Below are 19,438 nucleotides of genomic sequence, written 5' to 3'. Positions count from 1 at the left end.
GTTGTAAAAAAAATGAGATAATGGCAAAATCCGCTGTATTTATTGTACCTTAAATGGCAGATACTATTATAAATCATACAACATGGATAATCGTCGGGATTTTCTAAAAAAATTGCTTCTATTTGCCGGCAGCACCGGTTTGTCAACGACCATCCCTCCTGCTATTCAACGCGCCTTAGCGATCGCCCCTGCACCCGGAACAAGCTTTATGGATGCGGAACATATAGTGATTTTAATGCAGGAAAACCGATCTTTTGATCATGCTTTAGGTACGCTAGCCGGTGTGCGGGGTTTTAATGATCCACGCTTTATTCGTCAGGCGAACAAGCGCCCTATTTGGTTTCAGTCTGACGCCAAGGGTAACACGTACGCCCCCTTTCGTTTTGATCTTCGGGGTAGTAAAGCTACCTGGATGGGCGCTGTGCCTCATTCCAGGCATTCGCAGGTGGACGCCTATCATGAGGGGCGGCATGATCGGTGGATTGAAGCAAAGAAAAAGAAACCGTATGAGCATATCCCGCTAACGATGGGGTACTATAACCGTCTCGATATTCCGTTTAATTATGCACTTGCCGATGCCTTTACGGTATGTGATCAAAATTTTTGTTCGGGCATGACAAGCACTTGGCCGAACCGTTTATTTTTCTGGACCGGAACAATTCGCGAGTCGGCCGACCCGAAAAGTAAAGCCTGGATAAGAAATGAGCTGCAACGTGGTGAAGCGAAATGGAAGACGTTTCCGGAACGTTTGGAAGAGGTGGGGGTTTCTTGGAAAGCCTATCAAAACGATGTGAGCTTCGGCGGGGGATTTGAAGGAGAGGAACGCTCATGGCTCAGCAGCTTCAGCTGTAATCCTTTGGAATTTTTTGAGCAATATCATATCCAATTCACCTCACGCTATACGGCCAGCCTTAAAAAACAACTGGACGAGCTGCCGCTAGCGATCAATTCTTTGAAGGAGAAACTGCAATCCTTACAGGCAAGTGATAAACGTTATTTGAAAGCACAGGAAGCCCTGAAAAAAAAGGAAGCGATATGGAAAGAAACGCAGCAGGCAGTGGAGCGCTGGAGTCAGGAACATTTTGATCGCTTATCGCTTCGGGAGAAAAGTCTTTTTCATCGTGCGTTTACCACCAATGTGGATGATCCTTATTATCATCAGTTGGAGCACTTAACCTATCGGGATGATCAAGGTGTAAAAAGGGAATTATCGGTACCGAAGGGCGACGTGCTGCATCAATTCAGGAAAGATGTAGAAAATGGACAATTACCGGCGGTTTCCTGGATGATTCCTGCTGAAAAATATTCTGATCATCCAACGGCACCCTGGTATGGCTCCTGGTATGTATCGGAAATCATGGACATTTTAACAAAAAATCCAGAGGTTTGGCGAAAGACAATTCTCATCCTCACCTATGATGAAAATGATGGCTATTTTGATCACGTCCCTCCTTTTGTTCCACCAAACCCGTACAAAGCTGATAGCGGCCAATGTTCGGAGGGTATCGACACAAAGATTGAATATATTACGTTAGAAGCGGAACTGGCCGATGGCAAATCGAAAAAAGAAGCACGTGGAGCGGCAATCGGGCTTGGATTTCGGGTCCCCTTAATCGTTGCTTCGCCTTGGACAAGAGGCGGTAGGGTTTGTTCGCAAGTATTCGATCATACCTCAACCTTGCAATTTTTGGAAAAGTGGGTTCAGCATAAATTCAAGAAAACGGTACGGGAAGAAAACATCGGTAGCTGGCGGAGAACCATCTGCGGTGATTTAACAGCCGTATTCACGAACGAAAAAAACAAAGTTGAAGATGACAAGCTTCCGTTTATCCGACGGAACCTGTATGTTGAGGGCATCCACCAAGCGCAATATAAAGCGATCCCCTCGGGCTTTGAGGCTTTGACATTGGATGAAATCGAAATGGGAATGGATAAACCGCAACAGCTGCCCCGGATGCCACGCCAGGAACCGGGTGTGAAAGTAGCTTGCCCACTGCCGTATGAACTCTACGCCGAAGGTGAGCACATGAACGGGCTGTTCCAACTAAGCTTAAGTGCCGGCAGCGAAGTTTTTGGAAAGGCAAGTGTCGGCGCCCCCTTTACCGTCTACACACCGGATTCCATCCGTTCGTATGCCGTGAAAGCGGGTGATCAGCTAACGGACAGGTTTGAATTGGGAAAAACAGCCAACTTCGACTTGCAAGTGCAGGGGCCGAACGGCTTTTACAGACGGTTTAAAAACCAGGGAGAAATACCGGCTTGCACCATCCGTTTAGCCAATGAAACGCTTGATGGAAACTTAACGGGTAACCTTCTTCTACGAATCGAAAACATGGGAGATCGATCATTACCGATACATATTCAAGATAATGCCTATGGAAAGGCTCCGATTTCAAGAGTGGTGGAAGCGCAGCAAAACGTAACACAACGGATTGATCTAACCGCTAGCCACCAATGGTACGACTTGGTTATTTCCGTGGAGGGTTACCCCGACTTCCTATGGGCTTATGCGGGTAAAGTGGAGACGGGCAAGGAAGGATCTACGGATCCACAAATGGGAAATCCGCAGACTGGAAACAAACTTTATTCCAATGCACCTTCTAATTTATATACCCATGCATAATTGCAAGGTGCTTTACCGGGATTGAAGGGTGGTGCTTCGATGCGAAGCTCCTCTCCTTCGTAGTTTGAAGGGATGGTATCTTGATAACCGAGTAAACTTACCTGCAAAGGTTTTTTCGGCAAGGGAACGCGAATGGTTCCGCTTTTCCATTCGGTACAGATTAGGTAGAGATCTTTGCCTTTAGCGGTAAAATAGCCGTGTGTTTCTTTGCTATTTGCGGGTCTTGACGACCAAGCTTTTGTTCCGTAAATTGCCTCACCGTTAACGGCTAACCATTGCCCCATGTCCAACAGGCGTTCTTGCATAATCACGGGTATCATCCCATCGGCGGTAGGCCCCACATTCAGCAATAGGTTACCGCCGTTACTTACTTTATCAATTAGGAGGTCGATAAGCTGTTTGGAGGTGAAATAATCTTCCGTTGTTTCGAAACGATTGTATCCATAAGAAGTACCAATACCACGACTTTCTTCCCAGGGATGGGATGCTTGATCGCCGATTCCTTTTTGATCGTGCACCAAATCATACTCGGTGGTATAATAACCGCCATGCTTACTGCGGGTTTCTTTGCCCCAGCGGTCATTGACGACCACGCTTTGGGCAACGGGCGACTCGTTATAGAGCCAGGATAAGAAGGTGGTGCTTTTTAGTGTTTCGCTTGGGTAATCCCATTCACCATCGGCAAAAATTACTTCTGGCTGATAGGCATTGACGAGCTCTTGCATTTGGGGAATCATGTGACGATCGACCCATTGATCAATACTTTCTTGTTTATATAAGGGATGGCTCCACTCGAGCAGCGAATAATAGAAACCCATCCGTAAACCTGATGCCTTCACGGCTTTACTTAAATCGCCGGCGAGATCGCGATGCGCTCCGATATCGACACTATTCCAATTGGGACTGTATTTACTGGGCCACAAGCAAAAACCATCGTGGTGCTTCGAGGTAAGTACAACGTACTTTGCACCCGCTTTTTTAAATAGTTCGGCCCACTGCTCGGGCTTAAAATGTTCTGCCTTAAATAAGGGAGCAAAGTCCTGATAGGTAAAGTTAGGCCCATAGTTCTTATGATGAAAATCCAGAAAAAGCTTATTCTTACTTTTCAATCGATTCTCATAATGCTCTGCATATTTTTCGTATACACCTTCTACTTCTTTGATCGGCGCGTAAGCAGGTACCGAATAAGGACCCCAGTGAATGAAAATCCCAAATTTGGCGTCTTGCCACCACTGCGGAATTTCCCGCTCATCAATGGATGACCAAGCGGGTTCGTATTTTTGAGCATATAAGGATGGATTTGATACGACCATAAAAAGGAGCAGACTTGTAATGATTTTTTTCATTTATTTATTTTTTAGTGGCAAATGAGAGCCCAATATAAATAAGCATAACCTCTTACGTCACTCTTATATATAGCTTGGTTTCATTGGCTAGTTATTGGTTTTTATACTCGTTCAACGAAATTACAAATTTTAGGTGTCTTTTGTTGATAAGGAAGCCTACATAAGCCTTGACTGTTTGGTTCTTTATGGTCAAGCATAAAGAACATAAAAAATACATAAAATATTTGCATCACAGTAAATTGAGTCGAAATTAGGATTAGCTAAATAGTCGAGTAATTTTTCTATTAAAAGAAAAACTACTATAAAAAACAGCCCTTGTTTAATGAATAAAGGTTATCTTTGAGAAGCCTGACGGCCTAAAGGCTTTGTAGAGAAATTGCTAGCAAGATGAGTTTAAAAGTAGAAGGACCGGTCCCTACAGGAGATGTTAAAATATCACGGAAAAAACCTATTTTTCCAGTGAAACCTGCCTTACGTAAATATCTAAGAGAGTATCAACGGGAATCAAAACTACCGCTTAGCTACCGCGAATTGCGTAATTTTATAGATAGCGTACCCGTTTACGATAAAGAAGGAAAGGACACGCTTTGGGAAACACCGCTCTATCCCCCACATGAAGTTGCGCATATCCACGAAGGATTAAAACAGATCTATGCCCTCTTAAAAGCTTCGGGGAATAACCGTATTGTAGAGCATAAATTTATCGACCGTATAGATTACTGTACATTTGGCAATACACATCCATTTCGTATCCGTATTGTCAACCGTTTAAATGATGTATATGATTATTTTTACATCAAACAGGCCGATGCTTCACGCATCTATGGGCTCGAATTGGAGGAAATTATGTCCCCCAATCGCGTGAACTTTACCGTTGACGGTGACACGCTGGTGGAAGAGCATATTGTCGGTTTACCCGGAGATGTTTTCGCAAAGCGTTTGATGGAGAATCCTGATTATAACCCCATTCGGATTGCAAAAGAATTCGTGAAGTTCAACGAGCGTTGCCTTATTATGTTGTTAGGTGATATGCGCTCCTATAATTATGTGATGCAGATTACGCCCGACTTCGATGACTTTCAATTTAGGATTCGTGCGATTGATTTCGACCAGGAGTTTTACGAAGGGAATATGAAAGTATATATGCCACAATTTTTTAAGGAAAACCTCCCTTATGTCAAACTTTCGATGGAGCACCTTACTGAAAAAACCGTTTTGCAATACCAGCAAGAGGAACGCTCCTCCATTGTACATCGCGTGCGCATCGAACGACATCGACTGGCGGCTTTAAGAGATGTATCGCAAAATGAACAGTTGTCTCCTCCGGAAAACATTGCCATGCTGAAAAGCCAACTGGCAGCCCATTATAAAAATCAGGATTATCATCTATGTAAAAGCATGACGGATATTATTGAATTGAATATCAAGAATGTGATTCGACAAGTGAGATTATAGCAAGTATGTACTGTGGCTTCATGAACCAAAGCGATCAGTATAAACCATCAGCTCTTACACCGCGCCCCAGAACATTCACCCCCAAAAAATATCCGAAGGAAGCAACCCTAAATAGGCTAAAATCAGCCTCAAAAATCTTTGGCGAGTACAAGCGTCCTAATCCTTGGGACGCTTCAAAAAGATTTTTAAGCTGTGGCTTTTTTTGTTACTTTTTTTTGCTACAGAAAAAAAGTAAGCGACTTTGGCACGATATTCGTTCTAGGATGTTCACAATTTTTTAATGTTTAACGGATAAGTCACAGTATACTATGAAAACATCGATGAAAAATACGGCTAAAATTCAAAAGTTATCTGATTTAGCAAAGAAAATTGACAAACAACTAATGGATTTATTGGTAAAAGAATTAGAAAATTTCCGTAGCAATAACGGTTCAGGTTCAGCGAATATAAGAATAGCATAAAAAAACCATCTACCTATCACAAAATATATTCATCTACCTATGTAAAAACTTCCCCGAGGGCCATGACCCTCGGGGATTTGTTTTTTTAGCCTTATTTCCGTTTACCCATGTTAACCAATTGGTCAATTGACTAATTTTAACTTCTTTTGCATTAAAAATTACCAGTTTCATGAATACGCAAGTCCAATCCCTCCGCTACCGAGACGCACAACTAGTTGATCTTCCACTTATTGTATCCATTTACAACAGTACCGTAAAGGGCAGAATGGTTACAGCGGACACAGAGGCGGTGACGGTGGAAAGCCGGTTACCCTGGTTTAGCCAGCATAACCCACTTACACGTCCTTTGTGGATCGTAGAAAGCGCGGAAGATGAAATTATTGGTTGGGTCAGTTTTCAATCCTTCTACGGACGTCCGGCTTACGACGGAACGGTCGAAATCAGTATCTATATAGATGAAAAACAGCGTAAGAAGGGCTATGGGAAAACAATTCTTCAAGAGGCTGTAAATCGGGCACCCGATTTACAGGTGAGCACCATTTTGGCCTTTATCTTCGCCCATAATACACCCAGCATCCGACTTTTCGAAAAAGCCGGTTTCCTGGAATGGGGTAATTTTCCGGACATTGCTGTATTGGATGGCATACAGCGAAGCTTGATTATTTTGGGACGGAAAGTTGGTGAATCGTGAAGCAGTTGCCAATGTTAATAGTTGAGTGGTTGAGTAGGGAAATAGTTTAGTTATTGGTTATTCGTTGTGGAGGGTACACAAGCGTTCATAGAAAAAAATGCTACTTAACATCTCAACTATTTAACTACTTAACGATATCGGTTACCCGTTGCCGGTTGCGCGTGATGAAGCCACACGGGGCTCTAGCGTACAGGGAACAACGGCCTTGGAGGATGCCGCCGCAACGAGCAGCAAAGCATTTGCACGTCTGTTCATATTGTACTGCCCAAGCGGATTGAGGAAGTGAAACGGCTCCAATACGCGCGGTGATGCTTTGCCATCAGTTGCAAGGAAGCCTACATAAGCCTTGACTGTTTGGTTCTTTATGGTCAAGCATAAAGAACATAAAATATTTGCCTCAAGGTATTGAGATGAAATTAGGATTAGTTGACTAGGGAAATAGTTTAGTTATTGGTTATTCGTTGTGAAGGGTACACAAGCGTTCATAGAAAAAACATGCAACTTAACGTCTTCTATTTAACTACTTAACGATATCGGTTACCCGTTGCCGGTTGTGCATGATGAAGTCACACGGGGGCTCTAGCGCGCAGGGAACAACGGCCTCATGAAATTGAGCGTCAAAAAGATTTAGGATAAGCTTGGGTAAAAAAATCATGTGAAGAAGCGAAGGGCGGCCTAGTGTGCGGGAGCGGCTCCACAGGATGAAGCCTTGGGCCTAAATCTTTAGCGAAAGTACATGAAGCCTTGACTGTTTGGTTCTTTATGGTCAAACATAAAGAACATAAAAAGGTTAATGTTTGTTAAATTTTTTGCAAATGCTACCCGATGCTATTACTTTGTGTCAAGCAAAACATTTGCTACATATTTTTAATTAACTTATCTTTGCAGAATGTTTATAAACAAGCGTTTAATGATCTGGGCTTCGGCACTGCTCTTTTCAATTGGAATGGTCGGATGTAAGAGCAAGTTTGAAAAGCTACGCGCCGGTAATGACAATGTGGCGAAATACCGGGAAGCGATCAACTTGTACAACAATAAGAAGTACTCAAAAGCGCTTGTTTTATTTGAAGATCTATCCAATAAATACCGGGGAAGACCGGAGAACGAAGAATTGATGTATTATTTCGCTTACACCAATTATCGTTTACGTGATTATACCTCCGCTCGCTTTCATTTTAAAAACTTTACGGATCAATACCCACAAAGTCAACGTGCTGAAGAATGCCGTTTTATGGGGGCTTATTGTTATTATTTGGAATCGCCTGTATACACCCTGGATCAGGAGAACACCTTAAAAGCGATTGAATCCTTACAACTATTCATTAACTTATATCCGAAAAGCGACCGTGCAGAAGAGGCCGCTAAATTTATTCAGGATTTACGGGATAAGTTAGAACATAAATCATATGCCAATGCCAAGCTATACCTGGATGTGGGCGATTATAAAGCGGCAGTGATTGCTTTTCAGAATTCCTTACGGGACTATCCGGATACAAAATATGCGGAAGAAATGGAATACTTGGCCATCAAATCGCAATATCTGTACGCTAAAAACAGCATGCTTACCAGTCAAGAAGGCCGTTATCAGGAGGCCATTGAGTATTCCGATCGATTTGTTGACAATTTTCCCGAAAGTAAATACAAAAAAGATGCAGAAGGTTTGAAAAAGGACTCGCAACGAGACATCGAGTCCGTTAAGAAATTGATCGCCTCCTTGAGTCCTACGCAAAAGAAAAAAGAACAAGAAAAAGAAGAAGAACTGAATAACCAACCAAGAGGATCCTTACCTCAACAGTCATTACAATAAAAAGATATGAGCAATATACAGAAACATACTGTCCCTAACACCACCGTAACACGCGATTTACGGGAGTTAGACGAAAACACAGGCAACATCTACGAATCGATCGTTATTATGGGTCGTCGTGCCAATCAAATTGCTACTAACATGAAGGAAGAGCTTCACAGCAAGTTGGCGGAATTTGCCACATCCAACGATAACCTGGAAGAGGTATTCGAAAACCGCGAGCAGATCGAAATTTCGAAACATTATGAGCGTCTGCCTAAACCCACATTGGTAGCAGTAGATGAATTCTTAAACGAAAAAGTTTACTTTAGAAATCCATCTAAAGAACAATCAAAGTAAGCCTAATAGATCATTTAGCTCACATGCTAAAGGGGAAAAAGATTATACTCGGTATATGCGGAAGCATTGCCGCATACAAGGCTGCGGCTTTAACCAGATTGCTGGTTAAAGCCGGCGCTGAGGTACAAGTAATCATGACACCCGATGCTGTTGAATTTATAACTCCGCTTACCCTTTCTACACTCGCCAATAAACCTGTACTAAGTACATATTTCGATAAACAGACCGGTACTTGGAATCATCATGTGCAGTTAGGTTTATGGGCCGACCTCCTATTAATTGCGCCGGCAAGTGCAAATACCCTGGCAAAACTTGCGAACGGCTTATGTGACAATCTGCTTTGCGCTGTGTATCTGTCTGCAAAATGTCCTGTTTATTTTGCTCCTGCAATGGATTTGGACATGTGGGCCCATCCAAGCACGCAAAATAACATTTCGAAGTTACAGCATTATGGAAATACCCTGATCCCACCGGGAACTGGAGAATTAGCCAGTGGTTTAGTGGGCGAAGGTCGTTTGGCAGAGCCGGAAGAAATCCTTCACTTCTTGGAGAAAACATTTACCAATAGCTCCTCGAAAGAAAAGGGTCCTTTAGCAGGTAAAAAGGCCTTGGTAAGTGCAGGTCCGACTTACGAACCCATCGATCCGGTACGTTTTATCGGTAACCACAGCAGTGGAAAAATGGGTTATGCTATTGCCGAAACACTACATCAATTGGGAGCAAACGTGACCTTAGTAAGTGGACCAACCAACCTTCCTGTACCTGACGGCGTCAAATGCATCCAAGTTGTATCAGCAAAGGAAATGTTAGATGCCTGTTTAACAGTTTTCCCTGAAACTGATGTTACGGTGATGAGTGCTGCAGTAGCTGACTATACCCCCGAGACAGTAGCAGATCGAAAAATAAAGAAAAAGGAAGCCCATTTTTCGATTGCCCTGAAGAAAACAACCGATATTTTAGCCGACTTGGGAACAAAAAAACAAGCTCATCAATTCTTAATTGGTTTTGCTTTAGAAACCGACAATGAATTGGCCAATGCAATTGGTAAGTTGGAGAAAAAAAATCTCGACTTGATTGTGCTCAATTCCATGCAAGATCAAGGAGCGGGTTTTGCAGGGGATCAAAATAAGATTACGATTATCGATCGTAAACATCAACAATTCACTTTCCCGCTCAAATCCAAGAAAGAAGTAGCCGCCGATATTTGTGGTTTTATTGTTGAGACGTTGAAGCGTTAAATAGTTGAGTGGTTGAGTAGGCGGCTTTTAAGTTGGAAGTAGCCTAATCACATACTTTATTAACTACTCAACTATTATTACTACTCAACTAATTCTCCCCCAACCCTTGTTAGTTAATATCCGAATAAGTACCTTTGATAAACGTACTTTCAACACTAAGTATGCACAGCTAATTAAATTAACAACTTATTTACAAATAATGCTTAAAAATCAATTACTTATAGCAACCCTACTCATGGGTACTGCAGCCTCATCCTTAGCGCAAGAAAAAATGAAACCTGAAGATACCGAAGTTTGGGAACCGGTGCCACACGTTGTATCGACTCCAGTTGGCCAGGCACCTTCGGATGCCATCGTATTGTTCGACGGCAAGGACTTGAGTGCTTGGGAATCACAAAAAAATCCAGGCCAGCCAGCTGATTGGCCAGTTGCGGGCGGCATATTTACCGTTAATAAAAAAGCCGGTAATATCTGGACAAAACAGAAATTCGGCAGTTACCAATTACACCTCGAATACTATATCCCACAGGATATTGAAGGAGAAGGTCAGGCAAGAGGAAACAGTGGTTTATTTGTGGCAGCCCTCGGTAGCGGCGATGAAGGCTATGAATTGCAGATCTTGGATTCCTACAACAATAAGACTTATGTAAACGGTCAGTTGGGTTCAGTTTATAAACAACGTATTCCGCTGGCGAATCCAGCTAGAAAACCTGGTGAATGGCAGACTTATGATGTGGTTTGGACACCTCCAACGTTTAAATCCGATGGATCAGTGGAAACTCCGGCTCGCGTGACGGCATTTATTAACGGTGTCTTGGTACAAAACAACGTCGAGCTAATTGGCGGCACACAATACATTGGTAAACCTAGCTATAAAGCGCATGGCCCAGCTCCTATTATGTTGCAAGCACACGGCGATCCAAGTAAACCTATCAGCTTTAAAAACATTTGGGTAAGACCATTGTAATTCGTTATTCGTATAATAAAAAGGCTCAATTGCAATGCAATTGAGCCTTTTTATTTAATGATCCAGCTTTTCCTTGTAAGGAGCTGTTTGGGCAAGCAAGTGTGTAGCATTTATCCCCCTAGAGCAATAACAGCTCCAACAGCTAATAGCCAGTAGCTAATAGCTAACAACCAATAAAAAAAGCTAAAACCCCGCTGCTGCCGGTTGTTTGTTTTTCACATTAATAACCGTCTTGTTAATGATCGGCATCAGTAAAATCAGCGCAATGGTCACTACACAGAGAAGGGCCATCAGTTGATAATAATCCATACAGAACAGCAGAAAATCTTGCTTTTGGATTCTTTTTCCTAATAAAACCTTCGCCGCCTTTCCCGCTTGATCGAATGCTAGTCCTCTGCCGGCCAAGGCATGCTGATAGAGGGAGAGTCTTTGTTCAAATAAAGGATTGCTTTGATTCAGCCCTTCAGATAACTTGTCGCCATGTACTTTTTCGAAATACAGCTGATAGAAATTCAACGAAGCCAAACTCAAAGAAAAGGTGGTAAAGCGAACAAAAACACCGATAGCAGAGGCGGATTTACTCAAAGCCGTTGGTACCGAAGAAATAATAAATAACACAATAGGCCCCATCAACAAGCCGGCCCCCATGCCTTGTAGTATCAGCAACAAGATATAATGGTTCGGACTTGCTTCTATAGAAAAAAAGTAAATCATAGTGGTATGATAAACGGCCAACAAAGCAAAGCCGACACACCAAAGAGCTTGAAGGGACTTCTTTAAAATAATCAGTCGGGTCGAAATCGTACAGCCAATAACAATCCCTAAAATATTCCACAATAAAAAACGATAAGTATGAATAGGATCCATTTCCAAAACTTGTGAAAAATATTGACTGGTTAAGTTGAAACTGCCCCGTACCAAATAAAGAATAACCAACAAAAGTAAACCGATCCAGCTATTTTTATACCGAAAGATCTCAACATGTACGTAAGGCCTTTTAAGCGATCGTTGTCGCCAATAATTCAACAACAACAAGAACGGAACCAAAAAAGCACCATATCGGATAACAGCGCTATCAAACCAGTTCAACTGTTGTCCATATACTAATATATAAGCAATCAATATGAGGGAGCAGGCGTATAACACAAAGCTAACCCAATCTAATTGATAAAGCGGAGTTTTACGACTGAGACGTACATTATGTATAATACTTAATAACATCACGGCCCCCGGTATAATACAAAAGGTGATGGCCTTGTAAATCACGTTATAATCGTATTGATCAATAAGCGGGGCGGCCATTAATGAAGTTAATGGGGCGACACATAAAATCAATCCATAGAAAATGGAATAACCAATTTCCCGTGCATAGTTTGACTTCAGTTGACGGAAAAGCAAATTCAGGCAAATACTAGTCGTACCGCAATTCACAATCCCCTGCAGAAACCGGATCGGTAAGATCACACCTAAATGATGGCTATGGTACACACCATAAGCAAAAACCAGCTGCAAACTCAAGCAGATGAGTAAATACTCTTTAGTGGCAATCCGATTAAAAAAACGAGCCTCCAATGGCGTAAACGCCGCAATAGCTGCATAGAAAACCAGCAAGGAGAATTGCACGTCAGCAGGTTCAACACCGTAATAGCCCACGGCAGCCGAGACGTTGGCAGTTGACATAGCAAAAAGCAATAAGGTGGGTAATAGAAGCAATAGGGTGGTCACAAAAATCAACCAGCGCGGTACCCAAGCTTTAAACAATGGTTTTTCTGCCATATTATTCTCCTTTTCTAACGCGTACAACGGCATTCATACCGGCATTTAGAAGTTCGATATCTCGGCCTTCCAAGCGGATACGGACAGGGATACGCTGTGCAATCTTCACGAAATTACCCGTTGAATTATCGGGCGGTAAGAGTGAATACCGCGAACCGGTAGCTCCCGAAAGCGATTCGATTTTCCCACGAAACGTCCGATCGGGATAGGCATCTACTGAAATCGAAACTTCTTTACCTACCTGCATATGCTGGATCTGGGTTTCCTTAAAGTTAGCGACGACCCATTTACCTGAGCAACGATCGATAATAAACGCCAAAGTTTGTCCAGGCTGTACGAGTTGTCCCGGTTGAATGCTTCGTCGTCCCATTTTTCCATCATAGGGTGCCCGGATAACCGTATAATCGGTATTCAATGTACTCCGTTGCAAGACGGCTTCCCGACGTTTAATTTCTGCCGCTAATACGTCCGCTTGCACCCGGATGTCATTTGCCTTCGATAAAGCGGCAGCATAGGCGTCGGTGCTCGCCAAGTATTCCGCTTTCGCAACCTCTAAAGCACTCTCTACTGCTTCCAGCTGTTGTTTAGTGGCCGATTCAGCCTCATAGAGCTTTTGATAGCGATTGAATTCTTGCTCTTGCTTTACCAGTTTTGCTTTGGCGGCGCTGATATGTGATTGATCAACGGCGGCCCCTTTGTTCGCCGTTTGAATGTTGCTCTGTAATACAACAACTTGGGCACGTGCATTCATGAGAGAAGCGGTTGCCTCCTCCTGTTGAGCAGCATATTCACTATTGTCGATAATAACCAAAGTATCACCCTTACGCACGCTTTGATTTTCTTCAAAACGAACTTGTTGTATATAACCGTTCACACGGGAGGTAATGGGATTAATATATTCGTCTACCTGCGCATCGTTGGTCTCTTCGAAACGATAATAAGAAACCAGCGTACGAACACCCCAAATGAGAAGCGCGATCACTAAGATCAAAGCGATTACTGTTGTGACACGTGTAATTATCTTATCAGATGATGATTGTTTTTGTGTTGCCATTGCTATTATAAATTGCCAATCGTTCTTTGTAATTTGTAAAATTGTACTTGTGCGTTTGCTTTTGCGGTCGACAGTTCGAACTGAGATTGCAGCAACTGTGTTTCTGCATCCAGAAAATCGGTCAGCAGTGAAAGTTGATTGAAATAGGTGTTACGTGTAATGCGATAACTTTCGGTAGCCTGAGCAATATTTTCTTTAGCTACTTCGATTTTCGCCAACGCTTCAGTACAACGTAAGTAAGCTTCTTCTACCTCCTGTCTTATTGCATCATGAGCATCTTCAGCAGCTATTGCCTGCTGTTTAAGGGCTAATGATGCTTCCTTTACTCGATGTTTATTGGTATATAAACCCGAGATGGGAATTTGCAGCTTTATCCCCGCCATTCCTGAACCATACAGGGCTAAACTATAAGGATAAAATTGTATTTGAGGATAGCCATAGCCATACTCGGCAAAGAAGCCTATCTTCGGTGAGGTATTCGATTTTACTTGCTGCAATTGGAGGGCAAGCAATTCTTTTGCCTTCTCCGATAATATTCCTTTAAAAGCATGGGCATGGGCTTCATCAATATAGGCTTGCAAAGATTGTAATTGAAATAAAGCCGTGTCCCTCTTAGTATCGACATCGAATTCAATCGGGCACTCGTCCGGTTTACCTATTAATATATTAAGGTGTTGTCCTGCGATTTTAATGCTGTTGTTGATTTCTACAAGCAGCATGCGTTGTTTGGATAAGCGTAATTCTGCCCGTAACACATCACTTTTCAGCACAGTGCCATTGGCGTATAATTGCTTGATCTCCTCCAGTTGCTTTTCGCGCTCTTTAATATCTTGTTGCAAAAGGGCTCGATAAGCTTTGTTTCGATAGACATCGTAATAATGAACGGCTACGTTAAAATGGATATCGGCCCTGGTTTGATGATGTTCTACCTGCGCTACTTCTTGTTCTTTTTTGGCATATTTAATTTCACGTTCGGTTTTACCTCCACTATACAGATTAAGATAAGCTTCGGCCCCTGCTTTGTAATATTTTCGATCAATCGGGAACTGCTTGGGGGTATGAAACAAGCCTTCTTCATAAATTGGCATGTTAAACACATAGGCGTATTGCCCATTGATAGAGACCTCGGGTAACCGCTCATCTTTTGCAACTTGCAAGCGGGCTGCACTGCTTTGCACGTCAATTTCGCTTGCTTGGATTTTTTTGCTATTACTATCGGCCAACTGCCAGGCTCTTTCCAGACTCAAAGTCTCAGACATCGGCTGCTGCGCCCTTCCAAAGAATGGAAATAGCACCGTTGCCACCAGGCATAAGCCCCGTGCTATGTTATAATTTAGAAAGTTCATGATTTATTTAATGACACCACAAAGGTCGAAATATTTAACTTTCTTATTTTTCTCTAAAATGACATACTTTTGCTTAAACACGCCATATGAATAGTGTAACCATCAGCGAATATTTATCGGCGCTCGACCAACACCCGAACAGCACCTACTTATGGTACAGCCATTATGGCGATCAGCTGGAACTGCATAGTCACCATAAGGGGCAATTGACTTATGTGGAGGGCGGTGTCATTTTTCTTCATACGGAAGATCGTTCCTATTTCTTACCCGCACGGCATTATGCTTGGATTCCTGCGGGCGTAAAGCACCGCTTCCACCATCGATACCCTTCGGTTAAAGTACGAACTATCCATTTTGATCCGGAACGAACCGAAGATGATTTTTTCAAAAAAATGGGTATTTACCCGGTGAGCAATCTGTTATTGGAAATGCTGCTCTTTTCTGAAAGATGGCATGGGGATCTCTTTCCGGGTTCCAAAGCCTATGATTTTCTGAATACGATGAAAAACATTTTGCCATTAATTAGTTTACATCCACTGCCGATTGCGCTACCAACTACAGATAATATGCGCTTACGGCCGGTGTTGGTATATATCCATCAACATATCGCCGATAATTTGACATTGGATGTTTTGGGAAAGGAATTCGGATTTAGCGAAAGAACTTTATCGCGCTTGTTCAAAACCATTTTGAATATGCCTTTTTTTCAATACCTCAAATTAACGCGGATTATTAAAGCAATGGAGTATTTGATTAAAGAGGATTTATCAATCAGTGAGATCGCTTACCGGGTGGGCTATAACAGTATTTCGGCTTTCAGTAATACCTTTTATAGTATTATGGGGCAACGTCCTACTGAATTTCAGCAACTGAACGGCACCATTCCCGAGGAACGCATATAAAGCTGAAATCGATTATAAACGAATCACAAAAATTACGCATGCGTAACAATCGCCATACGTTCGGCTTAACTATTACGTTCTAGTAGAGTAAAATGATATCTTTGCCAATCACGATACTCGTCGATTCATTAATTGATGGATTCCGTTAGTTCAGGCTCCTCAGTAAGGCGGGTACTAGGCCACTAAAACAAACGTACATGAACGTAGTAGATCGTTATCTATATAGTCTTATTCTTTTTATGGGTGCGGTATTGCCCCTTGCTGCACAGCAGCGCGATTGGGAGAATGAAAAAGTATTTGAAATTAATAAACTGCCAAGTCATGCCACGGCTATTCCTTTTGATAATGAGCAGCAGGCTATTGCAACGATAGATTCTAATTCGTCGCTCTACAAAAGCTTAAACGGCTTATGGAAATTTAATTGGGTAAAAAGCCCGAATGAACGCCCCAAAGAGTTTTATAAAAAAGGCTTTAATGATAGCCAATGGAAAGAATTGACAGTTCCTTCAACTTGGGAGGTGAACGGATATGGTACCCCCATCTATACGAATATCACCTATCCGTTTAAAGTGGAACCTCCTAAAATCATGAAAGCGGTTGATACTTCTTGGACCAAGCACAAGGAACCAAATCCGGTGGGTTCGTATCGACGCAAGATAGAAATCCCTTCCAACTGGGCCGACAAACAAATTTTCTTAAATTTTGACGGGGTGCAAAGTGCTTTCTATGTATGGGTAAATGGAGAGAAGATTGGCTATAGCGAAGGCAGTATGACAGGGGCTTCTTTCGATATTACGGAATATGTGCAAACGGGGCAGCAAAATTTAATCGCTGTAGAAGTGTATAAATGGAGCGATGGTAGTTATTTGGAAGATCAGGATATGTTCCGATTGGCCGGTATCCATCGAAATGTCTATTTAAACGCCGCCCCTAAATTACATATACGCGACTTTTTCCTGAAATCGATACTAACGGACGATCTTTCATCAGCAAGCTTTATCGTGGACACTTGGTTAAAAAATGATGGAAAAGGTGGAGACGCGGTGGGAAGCCTTAGTGTAAAGATTTTGGATGCAGAGGGTAAGGAACTTGCGCTTTCCTCTAAAATGGAAGAACGTATTAATAGAAAAATCGGTTTGGGAAATCTCTTTGGAAAAAAGGAAGAGGACGCGGCCTATCAATTGAAGAGCACGATCCAAAACCCAAAGTTGTGGTCGGCAGAAACACCTTATCTTTATACGGTAATCCTCACCTTGAAAGACAAGCAGGATCAAGTGACAGAAGTTTTATCGAGTAAATTTGGTTTCAGAAAAATCGAAATCAAAAATAGTCGGCTATACATAAATAATAAACCGGTTTTATTGAAGGGTGTTAATCGGCATGAAACGCATCCCCTTTATGGTAAAGCCGTTCCTTATGAAAGTATGTTGGAAGACATCCAGCTGATGAAGCAAAATAACATCAATACGGTACGTACTTCACATTACCCCAACGATCCGCGCTGGTATAAATTATGTGATGAATATGGTCTTTATGTGATTGATGAAGCGGATTTGGAGACACATGGCGCGAAAGCGGATTTAGGCAATAGCCTGAGCTGGAAACCAGCTTACATTGATCGGCATAAACGGATGGTGCAAAGGGATAAAAACCACCCATCAATTATTATATGGTCTTTAGGGAATGAATCGTGGGGACACGAAAATTTTAAGGCAGCCCGCGAAGCTGTGCTGGCTATTGACACAACGAGACCAGTCCATTTTGAAAGCTATAATGAAGTGGCGGATATTGAATCGACAATGTACCCTTCTGTCGCTAACTTATTGAAGAGTGGACAAACAGTTAGTACAAAGCCCTTTTTAATGTGCGAGTATGGTCATGCCATGGGAAATGCTATGGGAAATTTGAAAGAATATTGGGATGTCATTGAAAGTCACCCGCGCCTTATCGGTGGCTGTATTTGGGAGTGGGTAGACCATGGGCTGAGCAAGCAAATACCTGGGGCGGCAACCGGGCAGACTTTCTATGCTTATGGTGGCGATTTTGGCGATAAACCGAATGACGGGAACTTCTGTATGGACGGAATATTGACACCGGATCGAAAACCAACAGCCAAGTTAGAGGAAGTAAAAAAAGTATATCAATATGTCGGTTTTACCGCAGCTAACCTTACAGAAGGTACAGTGAGTATTAAGAATAAGTATGCTTTTTTGGATCTGAATAATTTTACATTGGATTGGGTATTGACAGCGGATGGTAAGGAGATTCAACAAGGGGTCATTCCTTCCCTCAATCTGCCCGCCGGCGATAGTACAATCTTACGTGTACCGATTCAACGTCCATTACTAGCCCCGGGAGCTTCCTATTATTTGCAACTTTATGTTAAATCTACCAAGGACGAACCTTGGGCACCGAAGGGAACAGTACTAGCGACAGAACAATTTGCGCTTCCTTACAGGGCACCGGCACAGCTTAGCTATTTGGATACCGTAACGACGTTACCTGACGTTATTGTATTGCAGAAGGAAGATGAGGCCACCTTGATCGGCAAAGAATTCCACGTTGGTTTCAATCGCAAGAATGGCATGATCTCGTCCTTAGCTTACCGTAACAATCAACTGATTGAAGGTCTTGAAAATGGCTTCAAATTGAATATCTATCGCGCTACGCTTGATAACGATCGTGATAAAGATTGGGGACAAGCAATCCCCTGGGAAAAAGAGGGCTACGATTCGCTTTCATTTCAGGTGAATGATTTTAATATCAACCAAGGTAGTCGTAAATCAGTGCAAGTGAACGCATCGGTCATTGCAAGCACAAAATCGGGTTATAAAATCCCGCTCAACCTGATATACACCGTATATGGCAATGGTGTTATCCATGTTTCGGCATTTATCAATCCGAATAAAGAGGGACTTCCTTTGGCGCGTATCGGTTTCACAACGGCCATTAATGCCGGCCATGAGATGGTTGAATGGCTGGGCCGAGGCCCGCATGAGAACTATGTGGATCGTAAGCAGGCAGCTTTTTTTGGCCGTTACCAAAGTACCATCGAACAATTAGGCACCCCTTATATGCGTCCCCAAAGTATGGCGAATCGCGAGGATACCAAATGGTTGAAGCTTACCAACAAGAATAATCAGGGGGTAATCATTGTAGCGGACGACAAATTTGGCTTTAGTGCTTCGCATTATACGGAAAGAGATTTGCACAATGCCAAACACCCCTATGAGCTGAAGGCTAGACCTCAAATTATACTCAATATTGATTACGCTCAACGTGGATTAGGTAATGGTAGTTGCGGCCCTATTACACTTCCGCAATATCAAATTGCGAAAGAACCGATCAACTTTAGTTTTAGCCTACTTCCTTACGGCATTTTAGATGGCGATGCAGCCGATTATGTGAGAAGACAATAAGAGATGGAATATGA

At 42.5% G+C, this 19,438-nt stretch carries 14 protein-coding genes; 10 read left to right on the top strand and 4 right to left on the bottom strand.

Translation table 11 applies throughout. The features are described 5' to 3' along the window. The first annotated feature begins 82 nt into the window (after positions 1-82). Complete coding sequence (locus tag RYH73_RS05995) at positions 83-2,623, top strand: phosphocholine-specific phospholipase C (protein ID WP_335312490.1); 2,541 nt, start codon at positions 83-85, stop codon at positions 2,621-2,623. On the opposite strand, the gene RYH73_RS05990 is transcribed toward RYH73_RS05995, so the two are convergent. After that, a complete protein-coding gene (locus tag RYH73_RS05990; RefSeq protein WP_335312489.1) occupies positions 2,584-3,969 on the bottom strand; it encodes an alpha-L-fucosidase in 1,386 nt (461 codons plus the stop codon). The genes RYH73_RS05995 and RYH73_RS05990 overlap by 40 nt on opposite strands. A gap of 387 nt (positions 3,970-4,356) precedes the next feature. Here RYH73_RS05990 and RYH73_RS05985 point away from each other — a divergent pair, with 387 nt between their 5' ends. The 7 genes from RYH73_RS05985 to RYH73_RS05955 all read left to right on the top strand — a co-directional run bounded on the left by RYH73_RS05985 (position 4,357) and on the right by RYH73_RS05955 (position 10,927). After that, positions 4,357-5,424: a hypothetical protein gene (locus RYH73_RS05985; RefSeq protein WP_335312488.1), complete on the top strand. Its 1,068-nt coding sequence runs from the start codon at positions 4,357-4,359 to the stop codon at positions 5,422-5,424. A 320-nt stretch (positions 5,425-5,744) separates the two neighbouring features. Continuing rightward, complete coding sequence (locus RYH73_RS05980; RefSeq protein ID WP_335312487.1) at positions 5,745-5,885, top strand: hypothetical protein; 141 nt, start codon at positions 5,745-5,747, stop codon at positions 5,883-5,885. Positions 5,886-6,054: 169 nt separating this feature from the next. Continuing rightward, on the top strand, positions 6,055-6,576 hold the full coding sequence (locus RYH73_RS05975) for a GNAT family N-acetyltransferase (protein ID WP_335312486.1): 522 nt from the start codon (positions 6,055-6,057) through the stop codon (positions 6,574-6,576). 889 nt (positions 6,577-7,465) lie between these two features. After that, the gene (locus tag RYH73_RS05970) at positions 7,466-8,383 is read left to right on the top strand and encodes an outer membrane protein assembly factor BamD (RefSeq protein WP_335312485.1); all 918 of its coding nucleotides are present in this window, start codon (positions 7,466-7,468) and stop codon (positions 8,381-8,383) included. A gap of 6 nt (positions 8,384-8,389) precedes the next feature. Next, positions 8,390-8,722: a DNA-directed RNA polymerase subunit omega gene (locus RYH73_RS05965; protein ID WP_335312484.1), complete on the top strand. Its 333-nt coding sequence runs from the start codon at positions 8,390-8,392 to the stop codon at positions 8,720-8,722. Positions 8,723-8,745: 23 nt separating this feature from the next. Continuing rightward, complete coding sequence (gene coaBC / locus RYH73_RS05960) at positions 8,746-9,960, top strand: bifunctional phosphopantothenoylcysteine decarboxylase/phosphopantothenate--cysteine ligase CoaBC (RefSeq protein WP_335312483.1); 1,215 nt, start codon at positions 8,746-8,748, stop codon at positions 9,958-9,960. Between the two features lie 199 nt (positions 9,961-10,159). Further along, complete coding sequence (locus RYH73_RS05955; RefSeq protein ID WP_335312482.1) at positions 10,160-10,927, top strand: 3-keto-disaccharide hydrolase; 768 nt, start codon at positions 10,160-10,162, stop codon at positions 10,925-10,927. Positions 10,928-11,110: 183 nt separating this feature from the next. Here RYH73_RS05955 and RYH73_RS05950 read toward each other — a convergent pair whose 3' ends face one another. The 3 genes from RYH73_RS05950 to RYH73_RS05940 are packed head-to-tail and all read right to left on the bottom strand — an operon-like array spanning position 11,111 to position 15,103. Further along, positions 11,111-12,703: an MFS transporter gene (locus RYH73_RS05950; RefSeq protein ID WP_335312481.1), complete on the bottom strand. Its 1,593-nt coding sequence runs from the start codon at positions 12,701-12,703 to the stop codon at positions 11,111-11,113. 1 nt (position 12,704) lies between these two features. After that, entirely contained in the window at positions 12,705-13,757 is a 1,053-nt protein-coding gene (locus tag RYH73_RS05945; RefSeq protein WP_335312480.1) for an HlyD family secretion protein, read from the bottom strand. A gap of 5 nt (positions 13,758-13,762) precedes the next feature. After that, a complete protein-coding gene (locus RYH73_RS05940; RefSeq protein WP_335312479.1) occupies positions 13,763-15,103 on the bottom strand; it encodes a TolC family protein in 1,341 nt (446 codons plus the stop codon). Between the two features lie 86 nt (positions 15,104-15,189). On the opposite strand from RYH73_RS05940, the gene RYH73_RS05935 reads away from it, so the two are divergent. Next, entirely contained in the window at positions 15,190-16,005 is an 816-nt protein-coding gene (locus RYH73_RS05935) for a helix-turn-helix domain-containing protein (RefSeq protein ID WP_335312478.1), read from the top strand. A 197-nt stretch (positions 16,006-16,202) separates the two neighbouring features. Then, positions 16,203-19,424 carry a glycoside hydrolase family 2 TIM barrel-domain containing protein gene (locus tag RYH73_RS05930; protein WP_335312477.1) on the top strand — a complete coding sequence of 1,074 codons (3,222 nt, stop codon included), beginning with the start codon at positions 16,203-16,205 and terminating at the stop codon, positions 19,422-19,424. The last annotated feature ends 14 nt before the right edge of the window (positions 19,425-19,438 follow it).

Origin of the sequence: Olivibacter sp. CPCC 100613, from assembly GCF_036959255.1 — a bacterium.
Taxonomy (GTDB): Bacteria; Bacteroidota; Bacteroidia; order Sphingobacteriales; family Sphingobacteriaceae; genus Olivibacter.
The sequence above is the reverse complement of the archived record's forward strand: the minus strand, read 5'-3'. Positions and strand labels throughout refer to the sequence as shown.